This window comes from Atlantibacter sp. MEI4A-1023 (assembly GCF_056155425.1).
Map to the genome: position 1 here is coordinate 4,367,728 of NZ_CM149568.1, position 17,095 is coordinate 4,384,822.

The 17,095-nt window shown below is 55.8% G+C and carries 13 protein-coding genes, 1 tRNA gene, 2 rRNA genes and 1 riboswitch; of the genes, 7 read left to right on the plus strand and 9 right to left on the minus strand.

The annotated features are described in order from the left end of the window. Window positions 1–59: 59 nt before the first annotated feature. The 3 genes from ACVV26_RS20705 to ACVV26_RS20715 all read right to left on the minus strand — a co-directional run bounded on the left by ACVV26_RS20705 (window position 60) and on the right by ACVV26_RS20715 (window position 4,876). Window positions 60–2,968, minus strand: a 23S ribosomal RNA gene (locus ACVV26_RS20705). Between the two features lie 210 nt (window positions 2,969–3,178). Next, window positions 3,179–3,254 (minus strand) — tRNA-Glu (locus ACVV26_RS20710). A gap of 80 nt (window positions 3,255–3,334) precedes the next feature. Then, window positions 3,335–4,876: ribosomal RNA gene (locus tag ACVV26_RS20715) — 16S ribosomal RNA — on the minus strand. Together the 16S and 23S rRNA genes with 1 tRNA gene alongside form the textbook arrangement of a ribosomal RNA operon. A 561-nt stretch (window positions 4,877–5,437) precedes the next feature. On the opposite strand from ACVV26_RS20715, the gene purH reads away from it, so the two are divergent. Then, on the plus strand, window positions 5,438–7,027 hold the full coding sequence (gene purH / locus ACVV26_RS20720; RefSeq protein ID WP_474799133.1) for a bifunctional phosphoribosylaminoimidazolecarboxamide formyltransferase/IMP cyclohydrolase: 1,590 nt from the start codon (window positions 5,438–5,440) through the stop codon (window positions 7,025–7,027). A gap of 10 nt (window positions 7,028–7,037) precedes the next feature. Next, on the plus strand, window positions 7,038–8,330 hold the full coding sequence (gene purD / locus ACVV26_RS20725; protein ID WP_474799135.1) for a phosphoribosylamine--glycine ligase: 1,293 nt from the start codon (window positions 7,038–7,040) through the stop codon (window positions 8,328–8,330). Between the two features lie 34 nt (window positions 8,331–8,364). Here the strand turns inward: purD and ACVV26_RS20730 are convergent, their stop codons facing one another. The 6 genes from ACVV26_RS20730 to nudC all read right to left on the minus strand — a co-directional run bounded on the left by ACVV26_RS20730 (window position 8,365) and on the right by nudC (window position 12,729). Then, window positions 8,365–9,066: a DUF1481 domain-containing protein gene (locus ACVV26_RS20730; RefSeq protein WP_474799137.1), complete on the minus strand. Its 702-nt coding sequence runs from the start codon at window positions 9,064–9,066 to the stop codon at window positions 8,365–8,367. Window positions 9,067–9,072: 6 nt separating this feature from the next. Continuing rightward, window positions 9,073–9,345, minus strand: a complete 273-nt coding sequence (gene hupA, locus ACVV26_RS20735; RefSeq protein WP_002438605.1) for a nucleoid-associated protein HU-alpha — start codon at window positions 9,343–9,345, stop codon at window positions 9,073–9,075. 186 nt (window positions 9,346–9,531) lie between these two features. Continuing rightward, window positions 9,532–10,122, minus strand: coding sequence for a YjaG family protein (locus ACVV26_RS20740; RefSeq protein WP_474799138.1), 591 nt, complete (start codon window positions 10,120–10,122; stop codon window positions 9,532–9,534). Window positions 10,123–10,166: 44 nt separating this feature from the next. Next, entirely contained in the window at window positions 10,167–10,838 is a 672-nt protein-coding gene (gene nfi, locus ACVV26_RS20745) for a deoxyribonuclease V (protein ID WP_474799139.1), read from the minus strand. A 14-nt stretch (window positions 10,839–10,852) separates the two neighbouring features. After that, a complete protein-coding gene (hemE, locus tag ACVV26_RS20750) occupies window positions 10,853–11,917 on the minus strand; it encodes a uroporphyrinogen decarboxylase (protein ID WP_474799140.1) in 1,065 nt (354 codons plus the stop codon). Between the two features lie 35 nt (window positions 11,918–11,952). Further along, the gene (gene nudC / locus ACVV26_RS20755) at window positions 11,953–12,729 is read right to left on the minus strand and encodes an NAD(+) diphosphatase (RefSeq protein ID WP_312985806.1); all 777 of its coding nucleotides are present in this window, start codon (window positions 12,727–12,729) and stop codon (window positions 11,953–11,955) included. A gap of 100 nt (window positions 12,730–12,829) precedes the next feature. Here nudC and rsd point away from each other — a divergent pair, with 100 nt between their 5' ends. From rsd to thiS, 5 genes are all read left to right on the plus strand, one after another. Next, on the plus strand, window positions 12,830–13,333 hold the full coding sequence (rsd, locus tag ACVV26_RS20760; protein ID WP_312985804.1) for a sigma D regulator: 504 nt from the start codon (window positions 12,830–12,832) through the stop codon (window positions 13,331–13,333). Window positions 13,334–13,401: 68 nt separating this feature from the next. Continuing rightward, a riboswitch (TPP riboswitch) is annotated at window positions 13,402–13,511 on the plus strand. 117 nt (window positions 13,512–13,628) lie between these two features. Further along, a complete protein-coding gene (gene thiC / locus ACVV26_RS20765; RefSeq protein WP_474799142.1) occupies window positions 13,629–15,527 on the plus strand; it encodes a phosphomethylpyrimidine synthase ThiC in 1,899 nt (632 codons plus the stop codon). Next, window positions 15,527–16,168 carry a thiamine phosphate synthase gene (gene thiE / locus ACVV26_RS20770; protein ID WP_474799143.1) on the plus strand — a complete coding sequence of 214 codons (642 nt, stop codon included), beginning with the start codon at window positions 15,527–15,529 and terminating at the stop codon, window positions 16,166–16,168. Before thiC ends, thiE begins: the two co-directional genes overlap by 1 nt. Continuing rightward, a complete protein-coding gene (locus tag ACVV26_RS20775) occupies window positions 16,155–16,910 on the plus strand; it encodes a HesA/MoeB/ThiF family protein (protein ID WP_474799145.1) in 756 nt (251 codons plus the stop codon). The genes thiE and ACVV26_RS20775 overlap by 14 nt, the downstream gene beginning before the upstream one ends. Then, a complete protein-coding gene (gene thiS / locus ACVV26_RS20780) occupies window positions 16,894–17,094 on the plus strand; it encodes a sulfur carrier protein ThiS (protein WP_474799146.1) in 201 nt (66 codons plus the stop codon). The genes ACVV26_RS20775 and thiS overlap by 17 nt, the downstream gene beginning before the upstream one ends. The last annotated feature ends 1 nt before the right edge of the window (window position 17,095 follow it).

Here is a 17,095-nt window from a genome sequence, read left to right on the forward strand (position 1 = left end):
ATCCGGTTAAGCTGAAAATCTCTCTCAATCACCCAGCACCAAAACCACTCTGGCGTTGTAAGGTTAAGCCTCACGGCTCATTAGTACCGGTTAGCTCAACGCATCGCTGCGCTTACACACCCGGCCTATCAACGTCGTCGTCTTCAACGTTCCTTCAGGAGACTTAAAGTCTCAGGGAGAACTCATCTCGGGGCAAGTTTCGTGCTTAGATGCTTTCAGCACTTATCTCTTCCGCATGTAGCTACCGGGCAGTGCCATTGGCATGACAACCCGAACACCAGTGATGCGTCCACTCCGGTCCTCTCGTACTAGGAGCAGCCCCCCTCAATTCTCCAGCGCCCACGGCAGATAGGGACCGAACTGTCTCACGACGTTCTAAACCCAGCTCGCGTACCACTTTAAATGGCGAACAGCCATACCCTTGGGACCTACTTCAGCCCCAGGATGTGATGAGCCGACATCGAGGTGCCAAACACCGCCGTCGATATGAACTCTTGGGCGGTATCAGCCTGTTATCCCCGGAGTACCTTTTATCCGTTGAGCGATGGCCCTTCCATTCAGAACCACCGGATCACTATGACCTGCTTTCGCACCTGCTCGCGCCGTCACGCTCGCAGTCAAGCTGGCTTATGCCATTGCACTAACCTCCTGATGTCCGACCAGGATTAGCCAACCTTCGTGCTCCTCCGTTACGCTTTAGGAGGAGACCGCCCCAGTCAAACTACCCACCAGACACTGTCCGCAACCCGGATCACGGGTCCACGTTAGAACACCAGCCATTAAAGGGTGGTATTTCAAGGATGGCTCCACGCAGACTGGCGTCCACGCTTCAAAGCCTCCCACCTATCCTGCACATCAAGGACCAGTGTTCAGTGTCAAGCTATAGTAAAGGTTCACGGGGTCTTTCCGTCTTGCCGCGGGTACACTGCATCTTCACAGCGATTTCAATTTCACTGAGTCTCGGGTGGAGACAGCCTGGCCATCATTACGCCATTCGTGCAGGTCGGAACTTACCCGACAAGGAATTTCGCTACCTTAGGACCGTTATAGTTACGGCCGCCGTTTACCGGGGCTTCGATCAAGAGCTTCGCGTTGCCGCTAACCCCATCAATTAACCTTCCGGCACCGGGCAGGCGTCACACCGTATACGTCCACTTTCGTGTTTGCACAGTGCTGTGTTTTTAATAAACAGTTGCAGCCAGCTGGTATCTTCGACTGGCTTCAGCTCCACGGGTAAACCGCTTCACCTACATGCCAGCGTGCCTTCTCCCGAAGTTACGGCACCATTTTGCCTAGTTCCTTCACCCGAGTTCTCTCAAGCGCCTTGGTATTCTCTACCTGACCACCTGTGTCGGTTTGGGGTACGATTTCGTGTTACCTGATGCTTAGAGGCTTTTCCTGGAAGCAGGGCATTTGTTACTTCAGCACCGTGGTGCCTCGTCATCACGCCTCAGTGTTAACAGCATTCCGGATTTACCTGGAACACCCACCTACACGCTTAAACCGGGACAACCGTCGCCCGGCCAACATAGCCTTCTCCGTCCCCCCTTCGCAGTAACACCAAGTACAGGAATATTAACCTGTTTCCCATCGACTACGCCTTTCGGCCTCGCCTTAGGGGTCGACTCACCCTGCCCCGATTAACGTTGGACAGGAACCCTTGGTCTTCCGGCGAGCGGGCTTTTCACCCGCTTTATCGTTACTTATGTCAGCATTCGCACTTCTGATACCTCCAGCAGACCTCACAGTCCACCTTCGACGGCTTACAGAACGCTCCCCTACCCAACAACGCATAAGCGTCGCTGCCGCAGCTTCGGTGCATGGTTTAGCCCCGTTACATCTTCCGCGCAGGCCGACTCGACCAGTGAGCTATTACGCTTTCTTTAAATGATGGCTGCTTCTAAGCCAACATCCTGGCTGTCTGGGCCTTCCCACATCGTTTCCCACTTAACCATGACTTTGGGACCTTAGCTGGCGGTCTGGGTTGTTTCCCTCTTCACGACGGACGTTAGCACCCGCCGTGTGTCTCCCGTGATAACATTCTGTGGTATTCGTAGTTTGCATCGGGTTGGTAAGCCGGGATGGCCCCCTAGCCGAAACAGTGCTCTACCCCCACAGATGAATTCACGAGGCGCTACCTAAATAGCTTTCGGGGAGAACCAGCTATCTCCCGGTTTGATTGGCCTTTCACCCCCAGCCACAGGTCATCCGCTAATTTTTCAACATTAGTCGGTTCGGTCCTCCAGTTAGTGTTACCCAACCTTCAACCTGCCCATGGCTAGATCACCGGGTTTCGGGTCTATACCCTGCAACTTAACGCCCAGTTAAGACTCGGTTTCCCTGCGGCTCCCCTATACGGTTAACCTTGCTACAGAATATAAGTCGCTGACCCATTATACAAAAGGTACGCAGTCACCCCATAAATGAGGCTCCCACTGCTTGTACGTACACGGTTTCAGGTTCTTTTTCACTCCCCTCGCCGGGGTTCTTTTCGCCTTTCCCTCACGGTACTGGTTCACTATCGGTCAGTCAGGAGTATTTAGCCTTGGAGGATGGTCCCCCCGTATTCAGACAGGATGTCACGTGTCCCGCCCTACTCATCGAGTTCACAGCACATGCGCTTTTGTGTACGGGACTATCACCCTGTACCGTCGGACTTTCCAGACCGTTCCACTAACACACATGCTGATTCAGACTCTGGGCTGCTCCCCGTTCGCTCGCCGCTACTGGGGGAATCTCGGTTGATTTCTTTTCCTCGGGGTACTTAGATGTTTCAGTTCCCCCGGTTCGCCTCGTTAACCTATGTATTCAGTTAACGATAGTGCAACGAATTGCACTGGGTTTCCCCATTCGGACATCGTCGGTTATAGCGGTTCATATCACCTTACCGACGCTTTTCGCAGATTAGCACGTCCTTCATCGCCTCTGACTGCCAGGGCATCCACCGTGTACGCTTGGTCGCTTAACCTCACAACCCGGAGCAGTTTCTGCTTCGTGCTGCAAGTGTTTGAGAGACTCTGGCATGGCATCGTCATTCCTTATTACGGAGAAATGCGACGGCATGCCGTTTCAATTTTCAGCTTGTTCCGGATTGTTAAAGAGCAAATACTTCGCAATACACACAGGGTGTATTCTGAAGTATCACGGGCGCGCACCTTTCACTTGCGTACCAAGCAGGTGGCGTCCCTTAGGGGATTCGAACCCCTGTTACCGCCGTGAAAGGGCGGTGTCCTGGGCCTCTAGACGAAAGGGACATACATCTTTCGCAGACACCCTGCTTCTTACTTTCTATCAGACAATCTGTGTGAGCACTGCGCGGGTGGTATCTTTAAGGTAAGGAGGTGATCCAACCGCAGGTTCCCCTACGGTTACCTTGTTACGACTTCACCCCAGTCATGAATCACAAAGTGGTAAGCGCCCTCCCGGAGGTTAAGCTACCTACTTCTTTTGCAACCCACTCCCATGGTGTGACGGGCGGTGTGTACAAGGCCCGGGAACGTATTCACCGTGGCATTCTGATCCACGATTACTAGCGATTCCGACTTCATGGAGTCGAGTTGCAGACTCCAATCCGGACTACGACGCACTTTATGAGGTCCGCTTGCTCTCGCGAGGTCGCTTCTCTTTGTATGCGCCATTGTAGCACGTGTGTAGCCCTGGTCGTAAGGGCCATGATGACTTGACGTCATCCCCACCTTCCTCCAGTTTATCACTGGCAGTCTCCTTTGAGTTCCCGGCCGGACCGCTGGCAACAAAGGATAAGGGTTGCGCTCGTTGCGGGACTTAACCCAACATTTCACAACACGAGCTGACGACAGCCATGCAGCACCTGTCTCACAGTTCCCGAAGGCACTTCCGCATCTCTGCAGAATTCTGTGGATGTCAAGACCAGGTAAGGTTCTTCGCGTTGCATCGAATTAAACCACATGCTCCACCGCTTGTGCGGGCCCCCGTCAATTCATTTGAGTTTTAACCTTGCGGCCGTACTCCCCAGGCGGTCGACTTAACGCGTTAGCTCCGGAAGCCACGCCTCAAGGGCACAACCTCCAAGTCGACATCGTTTACGGCGTGGACTACCAGGGTATCTAATCCTGTTTGCTCCCCACGCTTTCGCACCTGAGCGTCAGTCTTTGTCCAGGGGGCCGCCTTCGCCACCGGTATTCCTCCAGATCTCTACGCATTTCACCGCTACACCTGGAATTCTACCCCCCTCTACAAGACTCAAGCCTGCCAGTTTCGGATGCAGTTCCCAGGTTGAGCCCGGGGATTTCACATCCGACTTGACAGACCGCCTGCGTGCGCTTTACGCCCAGTAATTCCGATTAACGCTTGCACCCTCCGTATTACCGCGGCTGCTGGCACGGAGTTAGCCGGTGCTTCTTCTGCGGGTAACGTCAATGAAAGTGGTTATTAACCACTCTCCCTTCCTCCCCGCTGAAAGTACTTTACAACCCGAAGGCCTTCTTCATACACGCGGCATGGCTGCATCAGGCTTGCGCCCATTGTGCAATATTCCCCACTGCTGCCTCCCGTAGGAGTCTGGACCGTGTCTCAGTTCCAGTGTGGCTGGTCATCCTCTCAGACCAGCTAGGGATCGTCGCCTAGGTGAGCCGTTACCCCACCTACTAGCTAATCCCATCTGGGTTCATCTGATGGCAAGAGGCCCGAAGGTCCCCCTCTTTGGTCTTGCGACGTTATGCGGTATTAGCTACCGTTTCCAGTAGTTATCCCCCTCCATCAGGCAGATCCCCAGACATTACTCACCCGTCCGCCACTCGTCAGCAAAGCAGCAAGCTGCTTCCTGTTACCGTTCGACTTGCATGTGTTAGGCCTGCCGCCAGCGTTCAATCTGAGCCATGATCAAACTCTTCAATTTAAAAGTTTGATGCTCGTGAATTAAACTTCGTAATGAATTACGTGTTCACTCAGAGACTTGATAATTCTATGTGCATCCGAAGATGCTGAGATATCAATCCTGCGAGTGCCCACACAGATTGTCTGATAAATTGTTAAAGAGCAGTTGCGACGCGGCATTCAGCTCACTGTCGCGAGGTGGCGTATATTACGCTTTCCTCTTTCAGAGTCAACCCTGAATTTCAGGATTTTTCTCTTCAATCGCCGCCGTTACATTGTGATGTTGTTCACATGTTCCGTGTCGATGGAGGCGCATTATAGGGAGTTCTTTTGTCGCCGCAACAGGAAAATGACAGAAAAATGACTGACTGCTGCATTCCACAGCAAAACCCCGCCTTATACCCATTTACACACAGAGTTATCCACACTCCATCGAAATTCTAAAAATTCGCGAGCGTTGCGCAAACGTTTTCGTTACAATGCCCGCGCTAAAACAAGGATGCCCCGCGAGGGGCGTTAGCTGAGTTTTTAACGAAAAATTCAGCTAACGCTCTCTGTAATTGTCAAATCCAGGGGATTTACCATGCAACAACGTCGTCCAGTGCGCCGCGCTCTGCTCAGTGTTTCTGATAAAGCCGGTATTGTCGAATTCGCTCAGGCTCTTTCCCAACGTGGTGTGGAGCTGCTGTCTACCGGCGGCACTGCCCGTCTGTTAGCAGATAAAAGCCTGCCGGTAACCGAAGTGTCTGACTACACCGGTTTTCCGGAGATGATGGATGGACGCGTCAAAACGCTGCACCCTAAAGTCCACGGCGGCATTCTGGGCCGTCGCGGCCAGGACGATGCGATTATGGCCGAACACGCTATCGCGCCAATCGACATGGTGGTTGTTAATCTTTATCCGTTCGCGCAAACTGTCGCCCGTGAAGGCTGCTCGCTGGAAGATGCCGTCGAGAATATCGATATCGGCGGCCCGACCATGGTGCGCTCCGCCGCCAAGAACCATAAAGATGTCGCCATCGTAGTAAAGAGCAGTGACTACACCGCCATTATTAATGAAATGGATGCTAACGACGGTTCCCTGACGCTGGATACCCGTTTCGATCTCGCGATTAAAGCATTCGAACACACCGCTGCGTACGACAGCATGATCGCCAACTACTTCGGTAGCCTGGTTCCTGCCTATCATGGCGAGAGCAAAGAACCCGCTGGCCGCTTCCCCCGCACGCTGAACCTGAACTTCATTAAAAAGCAGGATATGCGCTACGGCGAGAACAGCCATCAGAATGCTGCCTTCTATATAGAAGAAGAAATCAAAGAAGCCTCTGTTGCGACTGCCACCCAGCTACAGGGTAAAGCGCTCTCTTATAACAACATCGCTGATACCGACGCGGCGCTGGAGTGCGTGAAAGAGTTCAGCGAACCGGCGTGCGTGATCGTGAAACACGCTAACCCGTGCGGCGTAGCGGTGAATGCTTCTATTCTTGAAGCCTACGATCGCGCCTATAAAACCGACCCAACCTCCGCGTTTGGCGGCATCATCGCTTTTAACCGCGAACTGGATGCCGAAACCGCGCAGGCGATTATTTCCCGTCAGTTTGTTGAGGTGATCATCGCCCCGTCAGCTTCTGAAGAAGCGTTGAAAATCACGGCGGCCAAACAGAACGTTCGCGTTCTGGTATGCGGCCAGTGGCAGCAGCGCGTTCCGGGCCTGGATTTCAAACGCGTCAACGGCGGCTTACTGGTTCAGGACCACGATCTGGGCATGGTGAGCGAAAGCGACCTGCGCGTGGTGACCAAACGCCAGCCGACCGAACAGGAACTGCGCGACGCGCTGTTCTGCTGGAAAGTAGCGAAGTTCGTGAAGTCCAACGCCATTGTGTATGCCAAAGAAAATATGACCATCGGCATTGGCGCAGGCCAGATGAGCCGCGTGTACTCGGCGAAGATCGCCGGGATTAAAGCCGGTGACGAAGGGCTGGAAGTGAAAGGTTCCGCGATGGCGTCCGACGCCTTCTTCCCGTTCCGTGATGGCATCGACGCCGCTGCCGCCGTCGGTATTCGCTGCGTGATCCAGCCTGGCGGTTCTATCCGTGATGATGAAGTCATCGCCGCCGCCGATGAGCATGGCATCGCAATGATCTTTACCGATATGCGCCACTTCCGCCACTAAGGATCTGAGAATGAAAGTATTAGTGATTGGTAACGGCGGGCGCGAGCATGCGCTGGCCTGGAAAGCGGCCCAGTCGCCGCGTGTATCCACCGTTTTTGTCGCGCCGGGTAATGCCGGGACCGCGCAGGAGCCTGCATTACAGAACGTGGCGATTAACGCTACGGATATCGCCGGGCTGTTGAGCTTCGCGCAGAACGAAAATATCGATTTGACCATCGTTGGCCCGGAAGCGCCGCTGGTAATTGGCGTGGTGGATGCGTTTCGCGCCGCCGGGCTGAAAATTTTCGGCCCAACCCGGGGCGCCGCGCAGTTGGAAGGTTCTAAAGCCTTCACCAAAGATTTCCTGGCGCGTCATAACATCCCGACGGCGGAATACCAGAACTTTACCGAGGTCGAACCCGCGCTGGCGTACATTCGTGAGAAAGGCGCGCCGATCGTGATTAAAGCCGACGGTCTGGCGGCAGGCAAAGGCGTGATCGTTGCCATGACGCTGGAAGAAGCCGAGTCCGCCGCCAAAGACATGCTGGCCGGTAACGCCTTTGGCGACGCAGGCCACCGTATCGTAGTGGAAGAGTTCCTGGACGGCGAAGAAGCCAGCTTCATTGTGATGGTCGACGGCGAACACGTTGAACCGATGGCCACCAGCCAGGATCACAAGCGCGTCGGCGACGGCGATACCGGGCCGAATACCGGCGGCATGGGCGCGTACTCTCCTGCCCCGGTGGTGACCGCCGATGTCCACCAGCGCACCATGGAACGCGTAATATGGCCGACCGTGCGCGGCATGGCAGCGGAAGGCAATACCTACACCGGTTTCCTGTATGCCGGGCTGATGATCGATAAGCAGGGCAATCCGAAGGTTATCGAATTCAACTGCCGCTTTGGCGATCCGGAAACCCAGCCGATCATGCTGCGTCTGCAGTCCGATTTGGTGGAGCTGTGCCTGGCGGCCTGCGACGGCAAACTGGACGAGGTGCAATCCCAGTGGGACGCGCGTCCATCGCTGGGCGTGGTGATGGCGGCGGGCGGTTATCCAGCCGACTACCGTACCGGTGATGAAATCCACGGGTTGCCATTAGAAGAAGTTACCGACGGGAAAGTATTCCATGCGGGCACCAAACTGGCGGATGACGATCGCGTGCTCACCAACGGTGGCCGTGTGCTGTGCGTTACTGCGCTGGGAGACAGCGTGGCGCAGGCTCAGCAGCGCGCTTATGCATTAATGAGGGATATTCACTGGGACGGCAGCTTTAGCCGCAGTGATATCGGCTATCGCGCCATCGAGCGGGAAAACGCAAAATAACATTCAGCCGCCTTCGGGCGGCTTTTTATTGCCCTCAGAACGTATCCGCTTTGGGTTGCCAGTGGCAATAGTCCTGATTGGCGACCAGCAGCAGTTGGGTGCCTTCCGCTGCTTCCAGCCACGCCACGCTCACCTCAAGAGAGGAATGTGCCTGGCGGCGTTCAATATGGCTTATCGCTATTTCATCCAGCGCAGGCTTGATGGTTTCACCTTCACACGTGGTTACCGTGCGGTTGGCATGCCAGCGCCCTTGTCTCAACACCACTTTACCGGTGCGTAACGCATCGCTGGTCGCGCGCATCTGCTGCGCCTGGTAGCGATACAGCGCAATCGCATCGTCGGAGAGCTGCTGCTTCTGACCGTCGACTTCGCGCTGCATAAAGCTCAGCTCGCCGTGGTCGTCAAAGCGCACCTTCACATGCTCCGGGGGTTTTGCGTAGATATTGGTTTCAATCAGCGCGAGTGATTCGCCCTGCCAACGGTATTCGCGTGTTGTGGTATTGCCGGCCCGCCAGGGGCTGAACACCACCAGCATGCGCACCGCGTCATTGCTGTCGTCTTTACGCCAGATACGTACTGCGCCCTGATCGGCGGCATAACCGCTGGCGGTAAAAGGAGGAAGTGTCGAATTGCGGCTACAGGCAGTAAGCAACAGCGCACCGGCTGCCAGAGCCAGTGAGCGCCAGGTAAACAAAAGGGGCGATGTCGCCCCTTCGTTAAAACCTTTTGCCGTCACAGCGAATTACTTAACAGCGTCTTTCAGAGCCTTACCAGAAACAAATGCCGGCACGTTGGCTGCGGCGATTTTGATTTCTTTACCGGTCTGCGGGTTGCGGCCAGTACGCTCAGCGCGGTGGTTCACTTTGAAGGTACCAAAACCAACCAGTTGTACAGCATCGCCTTCTTTCAGAGACTCAGTAATTGCAGCCAGAGTGGATTCCAGTGCTGCTTTAGCCTGGGTTTTAGACAGGTCTGCCTTGTCTGCAATTACATCAATCAATTGAGTCTTATTCATAAGTTATCCTTACAATGTGTTTATCGCTTGCTAAGCATCGAGTGCGACGAAAATGCCAGAAAAGCACTCTCCTGCATACACGCACCGATAGCCACTTTTTTTCGCCTCCCAAATGTAGACCAGACGGGGGGCCAATTGGAAGCCTTCAGGTGAGACAAAACAGGTGATAAGTCACGTTTTATTGTCTCATTGCTGCAAATTTATACCGATATTACTGGTTCCGTCTTCACGCAGGTCTGCCCGAAGGCCCTTAATAAGCTCAACATCGCGCTCTTCGCAGTCAGCCAGCAGGCGGAAAATCTCCCACTGAATGTCCCATTCCTGCTCAACAGCCGGGTTTTCTTTAAGCTCGTCATCGGTCATTTCACGACCGGCCTGCGACATCTCCAGCATGGCGACCGTGGTAATGGACGCCTTGCTGACTTCAACAGCATGCTCCAGCGTTTCACCGCTTAGCCGGGAATGCACCAGCTCGCTGAGCGCGACACAGGCATCGATAGCCGGGTAAACCCCGTAGACATCGTAGTCATCCGCAGCGGGAATAGCCTCTTCAAGTTTATCGAGTTGAGAATCAAAATTCACCTTCGCATCCTTTACCGTCAGCGTTTCCCAGATCAAATCCAGAATACGGCGGTATAAATGCGCATCACCGTAGCCGGTTTGCTGGCAAAAAATAGCGTAATTGGGATACATCCGCTCACACAGCGACGCCATAAAGGTAACATGCTGCCAGCTTTCCAGCTTCTCAAGGCGCAGGTGAATCGGGTTTTGTAACATAGTGGACTCTCATAAACCGAATATTGAGCGGGAGTGTACCTGAATCACCCCTGAATTTCCTGCCAATGCACAAACGCCCGCCGCCCGGATGCCACCGCATCGGCCCAGCGCGTCGGCTCAGGGAGCCGGTAACCCGCCATGCAGCGCTGAACCCACAGCAGCGCGCTGTCCTGGCTAACACGATGCCCGGTCGCGATGAACAACGGATTACAACGCTTTTTACTGCGCCATACCCACGCCAGCTGTTCGCCTTTATCCATCAGCGGTTGCAGCGCGCCCGGCTCTTCATCCAACGGTTCAAACTTACCGCACAGGCGTTTTTTCGCCACGCCGATGGTCGGCACATCCACCAGCAGGCCGAAATGGCTGGCGACGCCCAGACGGCGCGGATGCGAAATTCCGTGGCCATCGACAAACAGCAGGTCAGGTTTTTGCGACAGCATCTCCCAGGCCTTCAGCAGCGCGGGATACTCACGGAAGGACAGAAAGCCGGGAATATAGGGCATGGTGGTGGCGATACGCGCCACCTGATATTCCACGAGTTCCAGAGAGGGGTACTTGAGCAGCACCATCGCCGCCCGGGTCACTTCGCCGCCTTGTTCAAATCCGACATCCGCGCCTGCAATCAAGCGCGGTGGATCCTGTAACAGCCGATCCTCGCGGATCACCTGCGACGCCAGTTCCCGTTGTTGATCGCGTAGCGTAGCGAGATCCATTCCCCCTCCTCGTTTTATTTGTGATAAGGCGCCGACAGGCGATGCACCGCCTCAACAAACGCACCCGCGTGTTCTGGCGGCACATCCTGGTGAATACCGTGCCCAAGATTAAAGACGTGGCCTTCACCCTGGCCGAAACCAGCAAGTATAGACGCTACTTCTTGTTCGATGCGCTCAGGGGCCGCATACAGCATGGACGGGTCCATATTCCCCTGCAGGGCGACTTTATCGCCCACGCGACGGCGCGCATCGGCGATATCGGTGGTCCAGTCAAGGCCCAGCGCATCGCAGCCGGTTTCCGCCATCAGTTCCAGCCACTGGCCGCCGCCTTTAGTGAACAGCGTCACCGGCACGCGTTTGCCGTCCTGTTCGCGCAGCAGGCCGTCGACGATTTTGTGCATGTAATAGAGCGAGAACTGTTGGTAGTCACGCCCGGTCAGCACGCCGCCCCAGGTATCGAAAATCATCACCGCCTGGGCCCCGGCGCGGACCTGCGCGTTGAGGTACAGGGTGACGCTTTGCGCCAGCTTATCCAGCAGGTTGTGCAGGGTTTGCGGATCGGCGTACATCATCTTTTTAATCACGGTAAAGGCTTTGCTGCTGCCGCCTTCCACCATATAGGTCGCCAGCGTCCACGGGCTGCCGGAGAAGCCGATTAACGGCACTTCACCTTTTAGCTCGCGGCGAATAGTACGCACCGCATTCATCACATAGCCCAATTCCTGCTCCGGATCGGGAACCGGCAGCTTTTCGACATCGGCCTTGCAGGTAATGGGCGACGTAAAGCGCGGGCCTTCGCCGGTTTCAAAATAGAGCCCGAGGCCCATGGCGTCAGGAATGGTCAGGATGTCCGAAAAGAGGATGGCCGCATCCAGCGGGAAACGACGCAGCGGCTGGAGCGTCACTTCGCAGGCCAGCTCCGCGTTTTTACACAGCGACATAAAGTCCCCGGCCTGGGCGCGGGTGGCCTTATATTCCGGTAAATAGCGGCCGGCTTGTCTCATCATCCATACCGGCGTGACGTCTACGGGCTGGCGCAGCAGCGCACGGAGGTAACGATCGTTCTTCAGTTCGGTCATTTTTGCATTTCCTTAAGCGACAAGGGGCCAGTGTATCACGAGCCGTACTCTGCCCGGCACAGCGCCACCGTATCTTCAATTAAGCGGCGGGCAACGGTGCCCGGCGGCGGCAACAGGGGCAAATCGTCAAAGCGATACCAGCCTGCATCCAGCAATTCTTTGGGGTCGATCTTCAGCTCACCGCTGTGGTATTCCGCCATAAACGCGGTCATCAGCGACTGCGGGAAAGGCCAGGGCTGTGAAGTCACGTAACGCAAGTTCTTCACGGTGATCCCGCTCTCCTCCATCACTTCCCGCGCCACCGCCTGTTCCAGGGTTTCGCCCACTTCGACAAAACCGGCTAACACGGTATACAAGCCGTTGCGGTGACGGGTGTGTTGAGCCAGCAGGATTTTATCCTGGTGGCGAATTGCCACAATGATGCAAGGGGAAATTTGCGGGTAATATCGCTGACGGCAGTGATGGCACAGCATCGCCCATTCGGTTTTGCTGGGATGCATCTCATGGCCGCAGTAGCCGCAGAATTTGTGGGCACGATAAAAATCCGCTAATTGCACCCCTCTTCCCGCCAGTTGAAACAGCCCGGCGTCCAGATCGATGACCTGGCGAACCGAGCCCATATCCTGGCGTTTGGCCTGGCGCACCAGCCACACCGGCTCGCCTTGCCATTCACCAATTTGCGCCGCCATTTGTCCGGTCAGGCCGAAATTTTCTGCATTACCGTGAGGCAACTCTCCCTTTGGTAACCATAATTTTTGTTCATGGCTGACTATCCACCAGCCATGGTCTATTTTTTGTAATAGCCGTTCCATAATCGGTTGCACTACCTCAGCTTCGCTGGCATGTTGTTAACATTATTTTTACATTTTTGGGTTGTTGGACAATTAAATTTTATATCTTACGGAGTCAATCATGCTAAATCAGCTGAAGAGCCTGACAGAGCGCGTCGGTGGTAGTAACGAACTGGTCGATTACTGGCTGAATGCCCGCAACCACCTGTTGGTCTCCTATTACAAATTAGTGGGCATTAAACCGGGTAAAGAAGCGGTTACCGCATTAGATGAAAAAGCGCTGGACGATTTCTGCCACGCTCTGGTGGATTATCTGTCCGCGGGTCATTTTAATATTTATGAGCGCATCACCAGCGAAATGGAAGGCACTAACCCGCTGTTAGCCGCCACTCAAATCTACCCCCTTCTGGAAGCGAATACCCAGGAAATTATGGATTATTACGATACCCACCTGGAAAGTGCTATCGACCATGATAACTGCCTGGAATTCCAGACTGCGCTGTCGGATATCGGCGAAGCGATGGCCTCGCGTTTCGCGCTGGAAGACAAGCTTATCGTTCTGGCGTTTGATAATAATCTGAAAGAAAGCGCCAACGATGACACCGCCGTTGCACGTCCGGCTTGAACTCCGGATCGTTAACGCGTAGTTTATTTATGCCCTTGATTGCTTACGGTCACCGCTGGTAATCAAGGTTTTTCTTGTCGGAGTGCCCAGTGCGCAAGCACGGGCTGAGACCGTTAATTCGGGATCCGCGGAACCTGATCAGGTTAATACCTGCGAAGGGAACAAGAGTAATTCAGCATAGACCTGCACCGTGACGCACCGTTTTTAACGGGCTGCCGCACCTTAAACGCCCAGGTTCTGTTACTCCCTCCGTTGTTCTGACAAGCCCTTTCCTGCTGATTAACTGGAACGCGCTATGTCTGTTACTACTAAACCCAACCGTCGCGAAACCCGCGCACAGGCCCAACACTTTATCGATACCCTGGAAGGCACCGCTTTCCCAAATTCGTCACGCATCTACCTTGCAGGCTCGCGCGACGACATCCGGGTGCCCATGCGTGAAATCCAGCTCAGCCCGACGCTGACTGGCGGCAACCAGGATGCACCGCGCTATGAACCTAATGAGCCGGTGCCGGTATATGACACATCCGGCCCTTATGGCGACCCGGCTGTGCAGATTGACGTCCACGCCGGTCTTGGCAAGCTGCGCAGTCGCTGGATTGCCGAACGCAACGATACCGAATCCCTGGCCTCCTTAAGCTCCACCTATACCCGCGAACGCCTGGCCGATGAAGGGTTGGATGCGCTGCGTTTTACCGGCCTGTTAACGCCGCAACGCGCCAAAGCGGGCCGCCGCGTGACGCAACTGCACTACGCGCGCCAGGGCATCGTGACGCCGGAAATGGAGTTTATCGCCATCCGTGAAAACATGGGCCGGGAACGCATTCGCACCGCCGTGCTGCGCCAGCAGCATCCGGGCGTCGGCTTTGGCGCACAGTTGCCGGACAACATCACGCCGGAGTTTGTCCGGGATGAAATGGCCGCCGGGCGCGCCATTATCCCTGCCAACATCAACCATCCGGAACTGGAACCGATGATTATCGGGCGCAATTTCCTGGTGAAGGTGAACGCCAATATCGGCAACTCCGCCGTGACCTCCTCTATTGAAGAAGAAGTGGAAAAACTGGTCTGGGCCACGCGCTGGGGCGCGGACACGGTAATGGACCTCTCCACGGGCCGCTATATTCACGAAACCCGCGAATGGATCCTGCGTAACAGCCCGGTGCCGATCGGTACGGTGCCGATTTACCAGGCGCTGGAGAAAGTGAACGGCATCGCCGAAAACCTTAACTGGGAGATGTTCCGCGACACGCTGATTGAGCAGGCCGAACAGGGCGTGGATTATTTCACCATCCACGCGGGCGTACTGCTGCGCTATGTGCCGATGACCGCCAGGCGCCTGACCGGAATTGTCTCGCGCGGCGGCTCGATCATGGCGAAGTGGTGTCTCTCCCATCATCAGGAGAATTTCCTGTATCAGCATTTCCGCGAGATCTGCGAAATCTGCGCCGCTTATGACGTCTCGCTTTCGTTGGGCGACGGCCTGCGTCCCGGCTCAATTCAGGATGCCAACGACGAAGCGCAGTTTGCCGAGCTGCATACTCTGGGCGAGCTAACCAAAATCGCCTGGGAATACGATGTGCAGGTGATGATTGAAGGCCCGGGCCACGTCCCGATGCAGATGATCCGCCGCAATATGACCGAAGAGCTGGAGCACTGCCACGAAGCGCCGTTCTATACTCTGGGTCCACTGACCACCGATATCGCACCGGGCTACGACCATTTCACCTCAGGCATTGGCGCAGCAATGATTGGCTGGTTCGGCTGCGCGATGTTGTGCTACGTCACGCCGAAAGAGCATCTCGGCTTACCCAACAAAGAAGATGTAAAACAGGGGCTGATCGCTTACAAAATTGCCGCCCACGCCGCCGATCTTGCTAAAGGCCATCCCGGCGCGCAGATACGCGATAACGCCATGTCGAAAGCGCGCTTCGAATTCCGCTGGGAAGATCAGTTTAACCTGGCGCTGGACCCGTTCACCGCCCGCGCCTGGCACGATGAAACCCTGCCGCAGGAGTCTGGCAAAGTCGCCCATTTCTGTTCGATGTGCGGTCCGAAATTCTGCTCGATGAAAATCACCCAGGAAGTGCGCGACTACGCGGCGGCGCAGGAGCGGGAGGCGGGCCTCAGCGATATGGCGAATAACTTCCGCGCCAGGGGCGGCGAAATTTATCTGCGTCAGGAGGAAGCGTAATGGTTCAGCCACTGTTTCCGCCGGTGCCAAAACGGCTGGGTTTATACCCGGTCGTGGATAGCGTCGAGTGGATAGCACGTCTGCTTGACGCGGGCGTCCGCACCCTACAGCTGCGCATCAAAGATAAGCAGGACGACGAGGTCGAGGGCGACATTATTGATGCCATCGCGTTAGGCCATCGCTATCAGGCGCGACTGTTTATCAATGACTACTGGCGGCTGGCGGTTAAGCACCAGGCGTACGGCGTGCATCTGGGCCAGGAAGATCTGGAAACCACCGACCTTGAGGCGATTCGCGCCGCCGGTTTACGGCTTGGCGTTTCTACCCATGATGATATGGAAATCAACATCGCGCTGAAGGCGCAGCCCTCTTATATCGCCCTGGGGCACGTGTTCCCTACCCAAACCAAGCAGATGCCCTCCTCCCCGCAGGGCCTCGATCAACTGGCCGCCCACGTTCAGCGGCTGGGGGATTACCCGACGGTCGCCATCGGCGGTATCTCGCTTGAGCGCGCCCCGGCAGTGCTTGCCACGGGTGTCGGCAGCATTGCGGTGGTCAGCGCCATTACCCAGGCGCAGGACTGGAAAGCAGCTACAGCACAGTTGTTGAAACTGGCAGGAGTTGGCGATGAACGATCGTGATTTTATGCGCTACAGCCGGCAAATCCTGCTGGAGGATATCGCCGTTGACGGGCAACAGCGCCTGAAAAACGCGCGGGTGCTGATTATCGGCCTCGGCGGGCTGGGCTGCCCCGCCGCGCAGTATCTGGCAGGAGCGGGCGTCGGTACACTGATACTCGCGGACGACGACGCAGTACACGTAAGCAACCTCCCGCGCCAGATCCTGTTTACCACCCAGGATATTGGCGAGAACAAAGCCGCCACCAGCCAGCGTCGCCTGCAACAGCTTAATCCGGACATCTTGATCGAGGCGCTGGCGCAGCGTCTGACGGGCGACACACTGCATCGCGCTGTGGCCCATGTTGATGTGGTGCTGGACTGTAGCGATAACATGACCACCCGCCAGGCGGTAAATGCCGCCTGCGTGGCGCTGGAAAAGCCGTTGATCAGCGCCAGCGCCGTGGGGTTTGGCGGGCAATTAATGATGCTGACGCCGCCCTGGCAATACGGCTGCTACCGCTGTTTATGGCCGGACGATGCCGAGCCGGAACGCAATTGCCGCACGGCGGGCGTACTCGGCCCGGTGGTCGGCGTAATGGGCACACTACAGGCGCTGGAAGCCATCAAGCTGCTGAGCGGCATTCCCGGTTCGCATAATCAGTTGCGGCTGTTTGACGGACGTCGCCACCAGTGGCGCTCGCTTAATCTGCAACCCGCCCCCCACTGCCCGGTATGCGGAGGTCGCCATGCGGATTACGCTTAACGACGAACAGACGGACTGCGCCGAGGCGATCACGCTGCACGCGCTGCTGGAACAGCAAAATCTTTTGAAGCCGGGCATCGCCCTGGCGGTTAATGACGCCATCGTGCCGCACAGCCAGTGGTCAGAACACGTTTTGCAGGACGGCGATAGCGTGCTGCTTTTTCAGGTTATCGCCGGAGGCTAAA